The organism is Solidesulfovibrio sp. DCME, from assembly GCF_049995385.1.
Classification (GTDB): domain Bacteria; phylum Desulfobacterota; class Desulfovibrionia; order Desulfovibrionales; family Desulfovibrionaceae; genus Solidesulfovibrio.
Map to the genome: position 1 here is coordinate 2,609,427 of NZ_CP188261.1, position 15,149 is coordinate 2,624,575.

A 15,149-nucleotide genomic window follows, 5' to 3' on the forward strand; every position below is an offset into this window, starting at 1 on the left:
GCGACACCACGGCCCCGGCTATTTGCTCCCCTGCCGTGACGGCCGCTCCCCCCGCGCAAGGGCGACACCCGCCAGGGTCAGGGCAAACCCCGCCAGTTGCCGGGCGCCCAGCGGCGTGCCGAAAAAGAGCCAGGCCTGCAAGGCGGCCAGGGGCGGGGCCAGGAAAAGCAACGCCGCCGTCCCGGCCGCTTCCCCGCGCCGCACCAGCCAGACCAGCAGGCCCGCGCCGCCAAGCGACAACCCGGCCACACTCCAGCCGAGCGCCCCAAGCACGGTCACGGTCGGGACGAACCGCCACTGGCCCCAGGCTGCGGTCACAACAAGCGTCACCAACGCCGCGCCGGCATGTTGCAGCGCGCCGGCCACCCGCAGGTCGGCCGCGGCCAGCGCCGACTGCTGGGCAAGCGTCCCCGCCGTGATGGAAACCATGGCGCAAAAGGCCAGACCCAACGGCAAAAGCGGCATGGCCAGGACAACCGCCTCCCGCCCCGGCCAGGCCGCCAGTACGACGCCGGCCAAGGCGGCGGCCATCCCCGCCGTCAGGCGTCCGCCGGGCCGGCGGCCGCAGCAGATGGCCGCAAGCCCGGCCGTCAAGGGGGGTTGCAGCGAGGCGACCAGGGCCATCACCCCCGGCGAAAGGCCCAAGGCCACGGCCTGGTAGCTTGCGGCCAGGTAGATGCCGTGCAGCAGCGCGCCGGCACCGAGATGACCGGCCAACCGTCGGCCCCTGGGCCAGGCGGCCCGCGCCCGGCCGGCCAGGACGGCCAGGAGGCAGGCCGCCACAGCGAAGCGGGCCGTCAAGAACAGGGGCGCATCGGCCTGGCCGGCAATGGCCCGGGCCACGATGAAGCCCGTGGACCACAGCAGGACGAACGCCGCGGGGGCAAACCAGGTTCCCATGGCCGGCGTTTACGCCCGTCTTCGCATAAGATATAACGAAATGAATTTATCGTTCCATAAGGAATTTTAATGGATAGTCCCGATTTCGACCTCCAGGCCCTGCGCACCTTGACGGCGGTCGTGGATACGGGCGGCTTCACGGCGGCGGCGGGCGTGCTGCACAAGACCCAGGCCGCTGTCAGCGCGACCGTGGCCGGGCTGGAGCAGGTGGCGGGCTGTCGGTTGCTGGAGCGCTCGCGAAGCGGTTGCCGGCCGACGCCCCAGGGCGCGGTGCTGCTCGGCTACGCCAGGCGCGTGCTGGGGCTGTTGGCCGAGGCGGCTCAGGCCATGGAAGCGGCCCGGCCGCCGGAAACCGTGCGCCTTGGCGTCGCGGACGAATGCCTGGCGACCCTGGCCGCCGCCGTGGCGGGGCGGCTCGCCGCCAGGCAGCCGCAGGCCGTGCTGGAGGTGCGGTGCGATCTTTCGCAGCGCCTGGAAGCCGCCCTATGGGCCGGGGAGCTCGATGCGGCCGTGGTGGTGCGCGAACCGGGCAGCGACAAGGGCACCCGCCTTTGGTGCGACCCCCTGGTCTGGTGCCTGCCGGCGGGCAGCCGGGCGCACGAGGCCCGGCCCGTGCCCGTGGCCTTGTTCGCCGAGGGCTGTCGGACCCGGCCCATGGTGCTGGCTGCGTTGGAGGCCGCCGGCCTGGCCTATCGCGAGGTCTGTCGTGCGTCGCACATTGCCGGCTTGGCGACCGTGGCGGCAAGCGCAACAGCGCTCGCCGCCTTGATGCGCCGGGCCGTGCCGTCGGGCTGGCGGGAACTCGCCTCCGGGGAGGCCGGGTTGCCGACGCTTCCCCCGTGCGAGGTGGCGGTGCTGTTGCCGCCCAAACCCACGGTCTTGGCCCGGCTCATGAGCGAACTGCTGGTGGGCGAAAGGGAGGGCGGGGCGGAAATCGGGGCTTTCGCGGCTACTCCGCCTTCCATAACGTCTGCACCGGCGTGAAATAGGCGTCCAGGGCCGGGCTGACCTCCACGGCGACCTCGTCCTCGCCCCGGGCCAGCCGGATGTTGGCCTCCGGGGCCAGGCCGGCCTCCCGGGCGATGCCGGTCCAGCGTTCCAGCTCGGCCGCCACCAGCGCCTCGAAATCCGGCTCGGGCCGGCATGGCTGGCAAAAGCTCGAAACCGTCACCCAGGCGTCCGTTATTTCCTCGGTCTCTCCCATGCCCGTTCCTCCTGTTTTCGGTGTTGGCGGCCCGTCGCCGTTGGTGCGGCGCGGCCGTTGCGGCCCCGTCCTCAACGCGGCTCTTCGTCGCCGGTCAGGCAGGCCATGGCGAAATCGGCCCAGGCCAGGGTATACGGGTCCAGGCCGCCGTCGCCGCGGATGCGGACCACCCTGGGCCCCTGGGCCAGCAGGGCCAGGACGATGCGATTGGCCCGGTGGCAGCGCCGGGGGTCCTCCTCGACGCACAGGAGCGCCAGGCGGTAGGCCTGGCGCCAGGCCTCCATGATCCGGTCCACGCCCCGGGCGAAGGACACCGCGTCCTCGATGCCGCGTCCCGAGGCGCGCCCACCCAGTTCCCGGCCCAGGTACAGGTAGCCCACGCCCCAGGAGCGCAGCGAGGCCTCCAGGGCATCCTTGGAAAACTGCGGCAGGTACTGGGAAACGGGACTGGCGCGCACGTCCACCAGCAAGTTGACGCCCTGGCAGGCGAGCAGGCTCAAAAAGGCCGCCCGCTCGAGGCCCTCGTGGCCGATGGTGAAGATCGGCCCGCGCGCCAAGGGTTCTTGGGGCACTAGGCCGCTCCGGTCAGCTCCCGGAAGCGGAAGCAGCCCGTCAGATGGTCGTTGACCAGGCCTGTCGCCTGGAGAAAGGCGTAGACGATGGTCGGGCCGACGAAGCCGAAACCGCGCGCTTTCAGGTCGCGGCTGAGGCTGGCGGCCAGGGGCGTGGTGGCCGGCACCTGGCCGATGGCGCTCCAGTTGCCGACCACGGGCCGGCCGTCCACGAAGCGCCAGAGGTAGGCGTCGAAGGAGCCGAAGGCTTCCCGCACGGCCACAAAGGCCTTGGCGTTGGCCACCGAGGCGGCGATTTTCGCCCGGTTGCGCACGATGCGGGCATCGGCGGCCAGGGCGGCCAGCTTGTCCGGGCCGTAGGCCGCGACCAGGGCGGGGTCGAAGCCGTCGTAGGCCGCCCGGTAGCCCTCCCGGCGCTTGAGGATGGTGTACCAGGACAGCCCGGCCTGGGCGCCTTCCAGGAGGAGCAGCTCGAAGAGCTTGCGGTCGTCGTGCTCCGGCTTGCCCCATTCCCGGTCGTGGTAGCCCACGTACAGGGGGTCGCTGCCGCACCAGGGGCAGCGGGTCGGGGCCTCTGGCGCGGCCACGGCTACAGCCCCAGCTCGCCCCACAGGGCGTCGATGCGGGCCTTGACTGCGGCGGACATGGCCAACGAATCGGGCCACGGGCGCATATGCCCGTCCTCGGGGCCTTTTTTCGTGGCGTCGATGCCCATCTTGCCGCCGTAGCAGGGCAGGGGCGCGGCATGGTCCAGGGCGTCCAGCGGCCCGTCCACGATGACCACGTCGCGCCGGGGGTCGACGTTGTTGCCCAGGCGCCACAGGACCTCGGCCGTATTGTGCACGTTCACGTTCGCGTCCACCACCACGATGAACTTGGTGAACATCATCTGGCCCAGGCCCCAGATGGCGTACATGATCTTGCGGGTCTGGCCGGGGTAGCGCTTGTCGATGGAGACGAAGCAGAAGTTGTGGAACACCCCTTCCAGCGGCAGGCTCATGTCCACGATTTCCGGCAGTTGTTTCTTGATCAGCGGCAAAAACAGGCGCTCGGTGGCCTTGCCCATGTAGCAGTCCTCCATGGGCGGCGGGCCGACCAGGGTGGCCGGATACACGGCATCCTTGCGGTGGGTCAGGGCCGTGACGTGGAAGACCGGGTAGTCGTCGGCCAGGGAATAGTAGCCGGTGTGGTCGCCGAAGGGGCCTTCCCAGCGCAGCTCCCCGGGCTCGACGTAGCCTTCCAGCACGAACTGGCTGTTGGCCGGCACCTCGAGGTCCACGGTCTTGCAGCGCACGAGCTCCACCGGGGCCTGGCGCAGGAAGCCGGCGAACAGGAACTCGTCGATGTCGTCGGGCAGCGGGGCCGTGGCGGCGTAGGTGCAGGCCGGGTCCGGGCCGATGGCCACGGCCACGGGCAGGCGCTGGCCCAGCTTGCCCGAGCGGTGGAAATGGCTGGCCCCGCCCTTGTGGCGGTGCCAGTGCATGCCGGTGGTGTTCTTGTCGTAGACCTGCATGCGGTACATGCCGACGTTGCGCTTGCCCGACTCGGGGTCCCTGGTCACGACCACGGGCAGGGTGATGAACGGCCCGGCGTCGCCCGGCCAGGTGGTCAGGACCGGCATGATGGACAAATCGACGGCGTCGCCGGTCAAAACCACGTCCTGGCAGCGGCCGTTCCCGACGGTTTTCGGAAATATGCCGGCCATCTTGGCCAGCTTGGGCAAAAGCTTGAGCTTGTCGATGAGGCCTTCGGGCTTTTCCATCTCCAGCACGGCGTCGATGCGCCGGCCAAGGGCGTCGAGGTCGTCGCAGGCAAGGGCCAGGTGCATGCGGGGAAACGAGCCGAAGGCGTTGGTGACCACGGGAAAGCGCGAGCCCTTGGGGTTTTCGAATAAAAGCGCCGGCCCCACGGCCTTGGACACCCGGTCCGTGACCTCGGCGATTTCGAGGGAGGGGTCGAGTGCGGCCGCGATGCGCCGCAGTTCGCCTTTTTTCTCCAAAAGCTTCAGAAATTCCTGCAAGTCCTTGTACGCCATCGGGAATGCTCCAAGTGTCGGTCGGTGGTTTTGCCGCGAGGCCGATGCCGGCCTTTATACCCGAAGGCGCAAGCCCGTAAAGGGCCGGGCCGTCACGGCCAAGGCCTTGGCCAAAAAGCCCGAGGCGAGTTCGGCCGGCAGTTCCCCGGCCGTGAGGCAGGCCGGCGCGATCTCGGCCCGGCCGAAACGGATGGCGGACAGGGCCAGGCGCAGGGCTTCGGCCTGGCCCGGGCGCTCCAGCATCAGGCGGTAGACGGCCTGCCCGGGGCGCCAGGTGGCGATGGCGGCCACGAAACCGGCCGCCTCCAGGCGGCCGCAGATGCGCAGGGTATAGCCCGGCCCGCCTTCGGCCCGGCCGTGGCGGGCGGCGAGTATCTCGGATTGGGCCAGGCCCGGAAAGACCCAGGGCGCGTACACGGGCCGGCCTTCCTTGGCCGGGATCAGTGAGGCGGTCTGGGCAAAGGCCAGGCGCAAGGCCTCGTAGTCGGCCCGGGCGGCGGCGTCGGTTGCCAGGAAGGCGGCGAAGCGCCGGCGGGCGGCGGTCAGGTCCAGGGGCGGCCCGGGCGGCCAGGCCCGTGGGGACGGCGGGGACGTCCCGGCCAGGCGGCGTTCGAAACGCGAGCGGGATTCGGTCAGGCCGGCCAGGAGCAGCGACGGGTCCGAGGCGGCCGAGGGCGGCGGCGTGATGTCCTTAAGCACCAGTTCCGGGGCGAGGGAGGCGATGCGAAAGACCAGTTCCCGGCCGGGCACGGGTTCGTGGTCCAGGGCGGCCAGGAGCTTGTGCCCGGCCACGACCACCCAGAAAAGCCCGCCCGGCCCCGGGCCAAGGAGCCGGCCGCGCACGGTCTGGCCGACTTTGCGGCCGCGCCGGAAGGCTTCGGGGTCGGAGCGGTCCCTGTCGCCCGGGTTCTGGGCGCCGCCGCCGCCCTGGCCGGTGATGCGCATGGCCGCTTCCGCCTTGGGCCGGGAAGGTCCCGGGTTGCAGGGTTCGGGGAAAAGAAAGCGTGTCGGCCCGGTGGCGCACCGGCGGGCCAAGGCCCCGCGCCGGTTGCCGGAAGCGGCCAGCGGGAGCGGCTCAGGGCCGGTTCTGGGCCAGGATCAGCTCCACTTCGTCCAGGGACAGGCCGGTGGCCTTGGCCAGGGCCAGGGGGCTTTGGCCGCGCTTGGCGCCGTTGACGATGATCTGGCGCAAAAAATCCGGGGACCGGCTGAATTCCTTGGCTTTCTTGACGAGCTTTTCCAGTTCCGCCCGGCGCTGTTCCAGTTTCTGGTCGAGTTCGGCCAGTTCCACCTGTCGCTGCTGGAAGCTGCCCACCAACTCCTGTTCGAGCTTGGCGTTGAAATCGAGTTTTTTGAGCAGCGCGTCCTGGTTTTTTTGCAGCTTGGCCAGCAGATCCTCGGAACGGCGCAGCCGGGAGAAAAAAAGCACCACGAGCAGCAGCAAGACCAGCTCGCACACGGTGAGGAAGATGACGAGAAGGGAATAACCGTTCATGATACGTGGGTTATGCATACGCTCCCCGCCCGGGGCAAGGCAAGGGGCTTACGCGGGAAGGCTGCCGGCGCCTGGTGACGGGTCAAGCCGGGCGCGAGGGGGGACCGCCCGTGCGTACGTCGGCCGTGGCGCGGATCGGCCCTGGGACAGTCGGCCGTGGTGCGGCCCTGTTCCCGTGGCAGTCGATCGGGATACAGCCCCGTCCGGGGGACAGCCGGCCGGGCCGGGACCCGACGTTACGGCAGTCGGCCGGTCCGCGGCCCTGCTTTGCGGCGGCCGGCCGGAGGGCGTCAGATCTTGCGGTCGATGATGTGGCCGGCGAAGGGCGAGGGGTTGCTGGCCTGGGTCTGTTCGGGTTCGGCCTCGGGCTGGGCCCGGCGGCGATGGTGCGGCTGCTGCTGGCCGGGGGCCTGGCGCCGCCGGTCGTCCTTGACGGAATCCATGGCGTCCTGGCGTTCGACGGGCTGGGGCTGCTTGGCCTGTTCGGCCAGGGCCTGGCGGGCCAGCTCCTGGGAGGCGGCCAGGGCGGCCTCGGGCTGGACCAGCTCGGCATGGGCCACGTTTTGCACGTAGGGCATGGTCTGGAAGACCGTGGTCAAATCGATGGGCATTTATTTCACCACGAAATCCTCGATGAGCAGGTTGTCCAACGGCTGGGCCCCGATAAACTGGTTGATGACCGACAGGACGTCCTTCTTGAGCGCCTCGGCATTGTGCTTATCGGTCAAAAACTCCAAACTCTTATTCTTGAGATAATAATACACGGCGTCGCGCACGACAATGCGGGTGCGCTTGAATTCCAGCTCCACGGCCGGCTCCTGGGTCACGGCCGTGAAACGGATGGTCAGAAAACGCGAACGCCCCCCGGTATCGGCCAACTCGATGAGGAACGGTTCCATGGGCATGACGATTTCCCGTTTGGGGGCGGGGGGTTCCGGCGGCGGCGGGGTCGGTTCCACGGGCGGCGGCGGCGCGGCTTCCTCCACGGGCGGCGGCGGGGGCGGCGGTGCGGCCGGTTTTTTCAAAAACAGGAAATAGGCGGCCAGGCCCGCCCCGAGCAAAAGGACGGCCGCGCCGACGAGCAGGATCAGCTTTTTTTTGCGAGGCGTTTTGGCCGCTTCGACCGGTTCGGCGAAGGGTGAGGCGGCTTCTTCCTGGGGCGGCGGGGGGGCTTCCTCGGCTTCGTCCTCGAGGAAGGGGGCGTCGTCGAGGTCGAGGTCGACCTTTTGGAGGGCCTTGGGCAGGTCGTCGGACAGCTCGCTGTCGTCAAGCTTGGCTTTGACTTGGGAATCAAGGCTGTCGTCGGCAACCATGGGGGCCTCGCGACGGGCCGCCTTCCGGGCCATGGCGGCTCCGGGACGGCTTGGGCGTTACACTGGGACCGCGCCCGCGGCAGGAATGTCCGCGTATGCCTGTGCAATACGCTTGCATGCTTCTGTGTGACGCAACAACAGGGGCGTCATTTCGAGGGGCAGGATACGAGGCACGGATCGAAACGCCCGCCTGCGATCGCCCCGCCGCCGGCCGAAAATCACCCGCCTGCCCCGTCTCGGGGAAGGCCATCCGGGCGGGCCGCCCGACGACGTCGACGGGCCCTGGGGGACCGCCCACCGACGCCAATAGTCCCGGGTGGACCGCCTGGCGACGCGGGCGTCCCGGCCGTCGATGGGCCGGCCGGACGGTTATTTGTCGAAGATCTTGTCGATCTTCTGGCCCAGGGTCTCGGCCGTGAAGGGCTTGACGATGTAGTTGGACACCTTGGCCTGGACGGCCTCGATGATGTTTTCCTGTTGTGCTTCGGCGGTGACCATGAGGAAGGGGGTGGCGGCCAAGTCCTCGCTGGCGCGCACCTTGCGCAGCAGTTCGATGCCGGGCATGTTGGGCATGTTCCAGTCGGAGATGATGAAGTCGATCTTGTCTTTATTGAGGGTTTCCCAGGCCGTGCTGCCGTCGTCGGCTTCGATGATGTTGTTGAAGCCCAGTTGCCTGAGAATGTTTTTTATGATCCTGCGCATGGTGGAAAAATCGTCGACGACCAGGATGCGCATTTCTTTGTTGGCGGCCATGTGTTTCTCCTGTTCTTCCCAATCATCCTACGGCGCCCGGGCGAAAGGGCGACGGCGTACGCGGTCCGGCGCGCCGGTTGCCGGGCCGGGTCAATGCTGCTCGATATTGAACTGGGCTTTGAACTTCTGCCGGAGCCGGGCCAGGGCCTGGGAATGCAGCTGCGAAACGCGCCCCTCGGTGATGCCCATGACCTCGGAAGTCTCCCGCATATTGAGTTCCTCACCGTAATAGAGCGACAATACCAGCTTTTCCCGAGGAGTCAAATCATCGATGAGGGAGGCGAGCTTGTCCACCAGTTCCTTGAATTCGGCGGATTTGTAGGGCTCGTTTTCCAGCTGGTTTTTCTGGTAGGAAGAGATGTTTTCGGTGATGGCGTCCAGGCTCAGGCACAGCTGGTTTTGCAGCGCCTCCAGGCCCTGGGTGACCTCGCGCGCCGTAAGCCCGGTGGCTTCGGCCAGTTGCTCCACGGTGGGTGTCTGGCCCGAATCGCCCTCGATGCGCCGGGAGGCTTCCTCCAGGGTGCGCACGCGGTGGCGCTGGCCGCGCGAGAACCAGTCCATGCGGCGCAGGTCGTCGAGCATCGCACCCTTGATGCGGGATTCGGCGTAGGTCTCGAACTTGATGCCCAGTTCCGGCCGGAAGCGGCCCAGGGCCTCGAGCAGGCCCATGGCCCCGGCGCTTAACAGTTCCCCTAGCTCCACGGACTGGGGCAGCTTGGCCTTGAGCCGGGTGGCCACGATTTTGATCTTGGGCGAGTAGTGACGCACGATCTCCTGGCGATCGCGCGCGTCGAAATCATCCCACTTCGCGGCCCCGGATTCGAGCCTAAGCCAGGGGCTGTTCCTGGAAAAGGAGCTTTTTCCAGAAGAATTTGATGTTTCCATCGAGCTTGGCGTCCACTTCCCAGGAATCGATCGTTTGGGCCAGCTCCATGAGCTTCTTGCTGGCCGCGGCCTCTGGCGTCAGATAGCAAAAAGGCTTCTGGCGGATGACCGCGCTTTTGACGGCCGCGTCGGCCGGCACCACCCCGGTGAAATCCAGGGAAATGCCCGACAGGAAATGGTCGCAGGCCGTGGAAAGCTTCTCGTACACCGCCTTGGCCGCCTTGAGGCTCGGCGCCATGTTCACCACCACCCGGAAGCGATGCACGTCGTGGTGCATGTGCATGACCTTGATCAGCGCGTAGGCGTCGGTGAGCGAGGTCGGCTCGGTGGTCAGCACGAGCAGCCGTTCCTGGGCGGCCAGATTGAAATAAATCACATTATCATTGATTCCGGCCCCGGTGTCCACAATCAAATAATTGATGCGGCCCTCCAGGTAGTCCATGGCCTCGAGCAGGTCGAGCTTCTGGCCCGTGGACAGGGCCAGCATGTCGCTCACCCCGGATGAGGCCGGCAGGATGGAAAAGCCAAACGGCGTCTCCATGAGCACCTGCTTGAGGTCCACGCCTTCGTGGAAGAGGTGGAACAGGTTCATCTTGGGCGTGAGCCCCAGCAGGATGTCGACGTTGGCCAGGCCCAAATCGGCGTCGAGGAGCACCACCTTGCGCCCGAGCTTGGACAGGCAATAGGCGAGGTTGACCGAGATATTGGTCTTGCCCACGCCCCCCTTGCCCGAGGTGACGGACAGCACCCGGGGGATTTCCGTTGCCGGGCGGTTGCTGCGGGGGGAAAGCGTATCGGCTTCGCGGCTAGACATGCGTCGTCCTTAGGCCCCGGCTTCGGCGTATTCGCCGGGCAGCTGGTGTTTGAACAGCAGTTTCCAGACCGCCTTGCCCGAGGCCGGCGCCATGCCCTGGGTCAGTTCCGGCCCGTGGGCCAGGGCCGAAACGGGCAGGGACGAGGCGTGCGCCATGTTGACAAGGCTTCCGTAGTTACAGGCTTCGTCGAGTTTCGTCCAGACGAGGCTGGACAGGGCCGGGCACTGGTAGACCCGCAGGAAATGGGCGGTCTGGGCCGGGGCGAAGACCGGCGAAAGCACCAGGTGGACCCGCAGGTTGCGCGCGGCCGCAAGCCCCATGGCGGCGCACCAGGCGGCCATGGCCCCTTCGCCGCGCAGGCTCGGCGCGTCGATGAAGACGGCCTCGCCGGCCCCGGCCGCGTCAAGAAGCCGCCGAAAGTCCTCGGGGCTGTCGGCCTCGGCGTAGGTGAGCCCCGAGAGTTCGGCGAAATGGCGCAGGATCATCCGGCCCTTGCCCCGGCCGCCGTCGGCGTTGGCCACGGTCACGCGCGCCCCGGGCGTCGCCGACCGGGCCGCCAGGGCCAGGCGCAACAGGACCGTGGTCTTGCCCACGCCGCTTGGCCCCACGAACATGTGGGCCGCCTCGGGCCATTCCTGGGGCGTCAGGGGTTTGACACGCACGATGCGCGACAGGGCCGGGATGACCGTGTCCTCGCCGCGCTCGATGATGGAGCGGAAAAGGGCCAGGACCGCGGCCTCGTCCACGCCCTCGCGCTCCAGGTATTCAAGCGCCAGGCGCTGACGGGGGGACAGGGCGGAAAAATCCATGCGCGGCCGCAATAGCGCCAGCAAATGCCCCTTGATCTCGCCCCATTCCCGGTTCCAGTCGCCGGCCGGCGCGGCCGGGGCGTTGGCCTCCTCGGCCCGCCTGGCCGCCGGGGCGGCGGCCTTGCCGTTGCCCCCCTTGGCGCCGTTCGGGCCGGCCCGGCGCGCGGCGGCCTGGGGGCGCGGCGCCGCCGCGGCCTCGGGCTGCTCCAGGGCGGCCATGACCTCGCACAAGGTCCGGCCGTCCTCGCGCACGCTCTGGCTGCCGAGGATGACGGCCTCCTTGCCGAGCTCCTGGCGGACCTGACTCAGGCAGTCCGCCATGGAAGGGGCGCGAAACGTCTTAACCCGCATTGCCGAGTCCTATGTTGGCCACGGATTGCAGTTTGATCTCGGCCGGGATCTCGGCCTGGGAGATCACCGGGAGATTGGGGATGAAGCGGGCCAAAAGCTGGGCCAGGTGGGGCCGCACCAGGGGGCTGGTCAGAAGCACCGGCTGGCCTTCGGATAAAAGCGCCTTGTCCATGGCCCGCTGGATGGCCTGGATGATGCGCTGGGCCAGGCCGGGCTCCATGGCCAGGTAGGCGCCGTGGTCGGTCTGGCGCACGCTTTCCTGGATGGCCCCCTCGACCTTGGGCTGGAGGTTCATGATAGGCAGGGCGCCTTCGGCGGTCAGGTAGGGCTTGACGATGGTGCGGCCCATGCGGGAGCGCACGTATTCCGTGAGCTGGTCCGGGTCTTTGACCGAGGAGCCGTAGTCGGCCATGGTTTCGACCACGGTCAGCAGGTCGCGGATGGACACGCCTTCCTTGACCAGGTTTTGCAACACCTTCTGCACGCCGCCGAGGTTCATGGCCCCGGGCACCAGGTCTTCCACGGCCTTGGGGGCGCGCTTGGCCAGGTTGTCGAGAAGGACCTGGACCTCCTGGCGGCCCAGGAACTCGTGCAGGTGGCGCTTGAAGACTTCTGTTAAGTGGGTGGCGATGACGGTTGCCGGGTCGACCACGGTGTAGCCGGCCAGCATGGCTTCGTCCTTGCGCGGCTCGGGCACCCACAGGGCCGGCAGGTTGAAGGCCGGCTCGCGGGTCTCCACGCCCTGGATGCGGTGCTTGGCGTCGCCGGGGTCCATGGCCAGGTAGTGGTCGATGAGGATCTCGGCCGAGGCCACCTCGTTGCCCTTTATAAGGACCACGTACTGGCCGGGGCGCAGCTGGAGGTTGTCGCGCAGGTGCAGGGAGGGGATGACCACGCCCATGTCCAGGGCGAACTGGCGGCGGATGGAGCGGATGCGCGAGAGCAGGTTGCCGTTTTGCTCCTCGTCGACCAGGGGAATCAGGCCGTAGCCCACTTCGAGTTCCAGGGCGTCCAGGGGCAGAAGGGCCTGGACCTCTTCCGGGGTTTCCAGTTCCGGGTCGGGCTTTTTGTCCTTCTTGTCGGATTCGGTCTGGAGCATCTCCTGCTGGCGGGCGGAAAGCCGGGCCACCACGAACAGCAGGGCCGACATGACCAGGAAGGGCAGGGTCGGCAGGCCCGGCACGATGGCAAAAAGCAGCAGCATGGCCGACACCAGGCGCAGGGCCCGGGGATGGAAGGTCAGCTGGGCCAGGAATTCCTCGCCCATCTTGGCCTCGGCAGCGGCCCGGGACACGATCAGGCCGGCCGAGGTGGAGATGATGATGGAGGGGATGATGGAGACCAGGCCGTCACCGATGGTGAGCAAGGTGTAGGTCTGGGCGGCATCCTTCCAGTCCATGCCCTTTTGCATGACGCCGATCAAAAAGCCGCCGACGATGTTGATGGCCGTGATGAGGATGGTGGCGGTGACGTCTCCGGAGACGAACTTGCCCGCGCCGTCCATGGCGCCGTAGAAGTCGGCCTCCTTGCGGATGGCCTCGCGGCGGTCGATGGCCTGTTTTTCGTTGATCAGCCCGGCGTTGAGGTCCGCCTCGATGGCCATCTGCTTGCCGGGCATGGCGTCGAGGGTGAACCGGGCGGCCACTTCGGCGATGCGGGTGGTGCCGGCGACGATGACCTTTTTGTTGATGGAGAAAAGCACCAGGAAGATGACGCAGCCGACGACGTAGTTGCCGCCGACCACGAACTGGCCAAAGGCCTGGATCACGTGGCCGGCGGCCGAGGGGCCCTCGTCGCCGTGCAGCAGGATCAGGCGGGTGGAGGCCACGTTCATGGACAGGCGCATCAAGGTGGTGACCAGCAGCAACGACGGGTAGATGGAGAATTCCAGGGGCGAGCCCATGAACATGCTGGTGATCAGGACCACGAGGCTGATGGAGATGGAGAAGGTGAGCATCAGGTCGATGAACGCCGGCGGAATGGGCACGAGCATCACGAACAGGATGACCACCACGCCGGCGGCCAACATGAAGTCGCCCTGGCGGGTGAAGCTCTCGTAGTTGAATTTGACCGGATCGGCTGTCTTCGCCATGATTTTGACGCCCCTTCCCGGAGCCCGTCCGATCAGCGCGGACGGCCGGGACGCTTGAACTTGTCGAGCTGGGCCAGGACCGAGGCCACCGCTTGGTAGAGATCCTCGGGGATGGTCTGGCCGATTTCCACGTTCCTATACAAGGCTTGTGCCAGAGGCTTGTTCTCGCGGATGGGGATGCGGTGTTCCCGTGCAATTTCCTTGATCTTCTCGGCCAGGTTGTCGGCGCCCTTGGCCAGGAGCAGCGGCGCCGGCGACTCCTTGGGGTCGTAGCGCAGGGCGCAGGCCAGGTGGGTGGGGTTGGTGATGACCACGTCGGCCCGGGGCACGTCCTGGAGCATGCGCTGCTGCATGAACTCCATCATTTTCCGTTTCTGCTGCTGCTTGATGACCGGGTCGCCCATGGCCTGCTTGGTCTCGTCCTTGATCTCGTCCTTGGACATCTTGAGGTTCTCTTCGTAATCCCAGCGCGTGTACCAGGTGTCGAAGACGGCGATGAGCACCATGGGCGCCAGGGTATAGATGACCATGGTGAAGCCGTTGCCGAGCAAAAAGGCGGCGAAGGCTTCGGTGGTCTGATAGAAAAGCGGCAGGAACTGGTTGAACTTGCTTTTGAGGATGATGTAGGGGGCCACGGCGATGGCGGCGGCCATGGCCACCTGCTTGCCGAGCTGGACCAGGGTGCGGGGGTTGATCAGCAGCTTCTGCACGGCCCCCATGGGATTGAACAGTTTGCTGAAATCGGGGTTGAAAAGCTTGGAGTGCCAGACCTTGCCCACCTGCAGGCGCTGGGTGACGTAGGCCACGATGGCCATGGTCAACAGTACCGGCAGCAGCATCATGGCCAGCTTGCCGGAGAGTACCCACATGAGCGTGCTGACGCCGTCGGTGGTGGCCTCGAAGTGCGTGTTCTGGCCGAGGAACTGGATGAAGATGGCCTTGAGGTTGTCGCCAAGGCCACCGATGGCCAGGCGCAGGGCGAAAAGCCCGGCCATGAGCACGGTGAGTTTCGGCAGTTCCTGGCTGCGGGGGACCGACCCTTTGTCGCGCGCCTTGCTGCGGCGTTTGGGGGTGGCTTTTTCTGTTTTACTGGGATCCCTGGCCATGGGGGGCCCGCCTCCTCCGCCCTAGTGGCCGGAGGCCCGCAGGACCAGCCGGTACATGGGCAGGAGTTCGTCGATGTAGCGGCCGACATAGATGGTCATGGCGGCGAACACCAGGGTCATGAACAGGAAACCGACGCCGATTTTCAGCGGAAAGCCGATGAAAAGCACGTTCATTTGCGGCGCGGCCCGGGCCACCAGGGCCAAGGCCAGGTCCACCAGGAAAAGCGACGCCATGATGGGCGCGGCGATTTTGAGCGCGATGACGAGCATCTGGCTGGAAAAGGCGATGAAATGCTCGCCCAGGGCCGGGTTGACGAGCAGCCCGCCCGGCGGCACCAGCTTGAAGCTCTCGGCCAGGCCGCCGATGAGGACCAGATGGCCGTTTAAGCACAGGAACAGCATGGTCGTCACCTGGTTCATGAGGTGCCCGAGCCCCGATTCCGAGGCCCCGGTCATGGGGTCCACGCTGTTCATGAGGGTAAAGCCCATGGAAAAGCCCATGATGGAACCGGCGCACTGCACGGCGGAAAAAAGAAGCAATACCAGAATGTTGAGCATAAGCCCCAAAAGCACCTCGCCCAGGAACATCAAGGCGATGGTCCAGGGGTTGGCCGGCATGAGCGTGCCGGGAAAGCTCAGCACCGGGTAGACCGCCAGGGCCATGACGAAGCAAAGCGCGCCCTTGGCCGTGTTGGGGATGAGGTTTCCGCCGAAAAAAGGGAGCAAAAACAAAATGATGCTCACGCGCATGAGCGTGAGCAGGAAGGAGAAGGCCACCGAAGGGTTGAAGTGAAACAGCTCCATAGCAGGCGGGCAAGC

The 15,149-nt window shown here is 67.1% G+C and carries 17 protein-coding genes; 1 reads left to right on the top strand and 16 read right to left on the bottom strand.

The genetic code is table 11. The annotated features are described in order from the left end of the window. Positions 1-18: 18 nt before the first annotated feature. A complete protein-coding gene (locus ACP59X_RS11315) occupies positions 19-900 on the bottom strand; it encodes a DMT family transporter (protein WP_428569536.1) in 882 nt (293 codons plus the stop codon). A gap of 69 nt (positions 901-969) precedes the next feature. Here ACP59X_RS11315 and ACP59X_RS11320 point away from each other — a divergent pair, with 69 nt between their 5' ends. Then, positions 970-1,884, top strand: coding sequence for a LysR family transcriptional regulator (locus tag ACP59X_RS11320; RefSeq protein ID WP_428569538.1), 915 nt, complete (start codon positions 970-972; stop codon positions 1,882-1,884). Here the strand turns inward: ACP59X_RS11320 and ACP59X_RS11325 are convergent. From ACP59X_RS11325 to fliR, 15 genes are all read right to left on the bottom strand, one after another. Further along, positions 1,850-2,104 carry a hypothetical protein gene (locus ACP59X_RS11325; RefSeq protein ID WP_428569541.1) on the bottom strand — a complete coding sequence of 85 codons (255 nt, stop codon included), beginning with the start codon at positions 2,102-2,104 and terminating at the stop codon, positions 1,850-1,852. The two genes, ACP59X_RS11320 and ACP59X_RS11325, sit on opposite strands and share 35 nt — an antisense overlap. A gap of 71 nt (positions 2,105-2,175) precedes the next feature. Beyond that, positions 2,176-2,676 carry a DUF488 domain-containing protein gene (locus tag ACP59X_RS11330; RefSeq protein ID WP_428569544.1) on the bottom strand — a complete coding sequence of 167 codons (501 nt, stop codon included), beginning with the start codon at positions 2,674-2,676 and terminating at the stop codon, positions 2,176-2,178. Then, positions 2,676-3,263 carry a DNA-3-methyladenine glycosylase I gene (locus ACP59X_RS11335; RefSeq protein WP_428569548.1) on the bottom strand — a complete coding sequence of 196 codons (588 nt, stop codon included), beginning with the start codon at positions 3,261-3,263 and terminating at the stop codon, positions 2,676-2,678. Before ACP59X_RS11335 ends, ACP59X_RS11330 begins: the two co-directional genes overlap by 1 nt. 2 nt (positions 3,264-3,265) lie before the next feature. Continuing rightward, entirely contained in the window at positions 3,266-4,711 is a 1,446-nt protein-coding gene (locus ACP59X_RS11340) for a menaquinone biosynthesis decarboxylase (RefSeq protein WP_428569551.1), read from the bottom strand. Between the two features lie 54 nt (positions 4,712-4,765). After that, positions 4,766-5,656 (bottom strand): hypothetical protein, encoded by an 891-nt coding sequence (locus ACP59X_RS11345; RefSeq protein WP_428569554.1) that lies wholly within the window; start codon positions 5,654-5,656, stop codon positions 4,766-4,768. A 130-nt stretch (positions 5,657-5,786) separates the two neighbouring features. Continuing rightward, positions 5,787-6,206, bottom strand: coding sequence for a hypothetical protein (locus ACP59X_RS11350; RefSeq protein WP_428569870.1), 420 nt, complete (start codon positions 6,204-6,206; stop codon positions 5,787-5,789). A gap of 290 nt (positions 6,207-6,496) precedes the next feature. After that, on the bottom strand, positions 6,497-6,817 hold the full coding sequence (locus ACP59X_RS11355) for a hypothetical protein (RefSeq protein WP_428569556.1): 321 nt from the start codon (positions 6,815-6,817) through the stop codon (positions 6,497-6,499). Continuing rightward, positions 6,818-7,552: a flagellar basal body-associated FliL family protein gene (locus tag ACP59X_RS11360; protein ID WP_428569559.1), complete on the bottom strand. Its 735-nt coding sequence runs from the start codon at positions 7,550-7,552 to the stop codon at positions 6,818-6,820. Positions 7,553-7,888: 336 nt separating this feature from the next. Next, a complete protein-coding gene (locus tag ACP59X_RS11365; RefSeq protein WP_428569561.1) occupies positions 7,889-8,272 on the bottom strand; it encodes a chemotaxis response regulator CheY in 384 nt (127 codons plus the stop codon). 90 nt (positions 8,273-8,362) lie between these two features. Continuing rightward, a complete protein-coding gene (locus ACP59X_RS11370) occupies positions 8,363-9,157 on the bottom strand; it encodes a FliA/WhiG family RNA polymerase sigma factor (RefSeq protein WP_428569564.1) in 795 nt (264 codons plus the stop codon). After that, positions 9,099-9,971, bottom strand: a complete 873-nt coding sequence (locus tag ACP59X_RS11375) for a MinD/ParA family protein (protein WP_428569567.1) — start codon at positions 9,969-9,971, stop codon at positions 9,099-9,101. Before ACP59X_RS11375 ends, ACP59X_RS11370 begins: the two co-directional genes overlap by 59 nt. A gap of 9 nt (positions 9,972-9,980) precedes the next feature. Then, complete coding sequence (locus ACP59X_RS11380) at positions 9,981-11,132, bottom strand: flagellar biosynthesis protein FlhF (protein ID WP_428569570.1); 1,152 nt, start codon at positions 11,130-11,132, stop codon at positions 9,981-9,983. Continuing rightward, entirely contained in the window at positions 11,122-13,224 is a 2,103-nt protein-coding gene (gene flhA / locus ACP59X_RS11385; protein ID WP_428569572.1) for a flagellar biosynthesis protein FlhA, read from the bottom strand. Before flhA ends, ACP59X_RS11380 begins: the two co-directional genes overlap by 11 nt. A 32-nt stretch (positions 13,225-13,256) precedes the next feature. Further along, a complete protein-coding gene (gene flhB, locus ACP59X_RS11390) occupies positions 13,257-14,330 on the bottom strand; it encodes a flagellar type III secretion system protein FlhB (protein WP_428569577.1) in 1,074 nt (357 codons plus the stop codon). Between the two features lie 21 nt (positions 14,331-14,351). Then, entirely contained in the window at positions 14,352-15,134 is a 783-nt protein-coding gene (gene fliR / locus ACP59X_RS11395) for a flagellar biosynthetic protein FliR (RefSeq protein ID WP_428569581.1), read from the bottom strand. Positions 15,135-15,149: the final 15 nt, after the last annotated feature.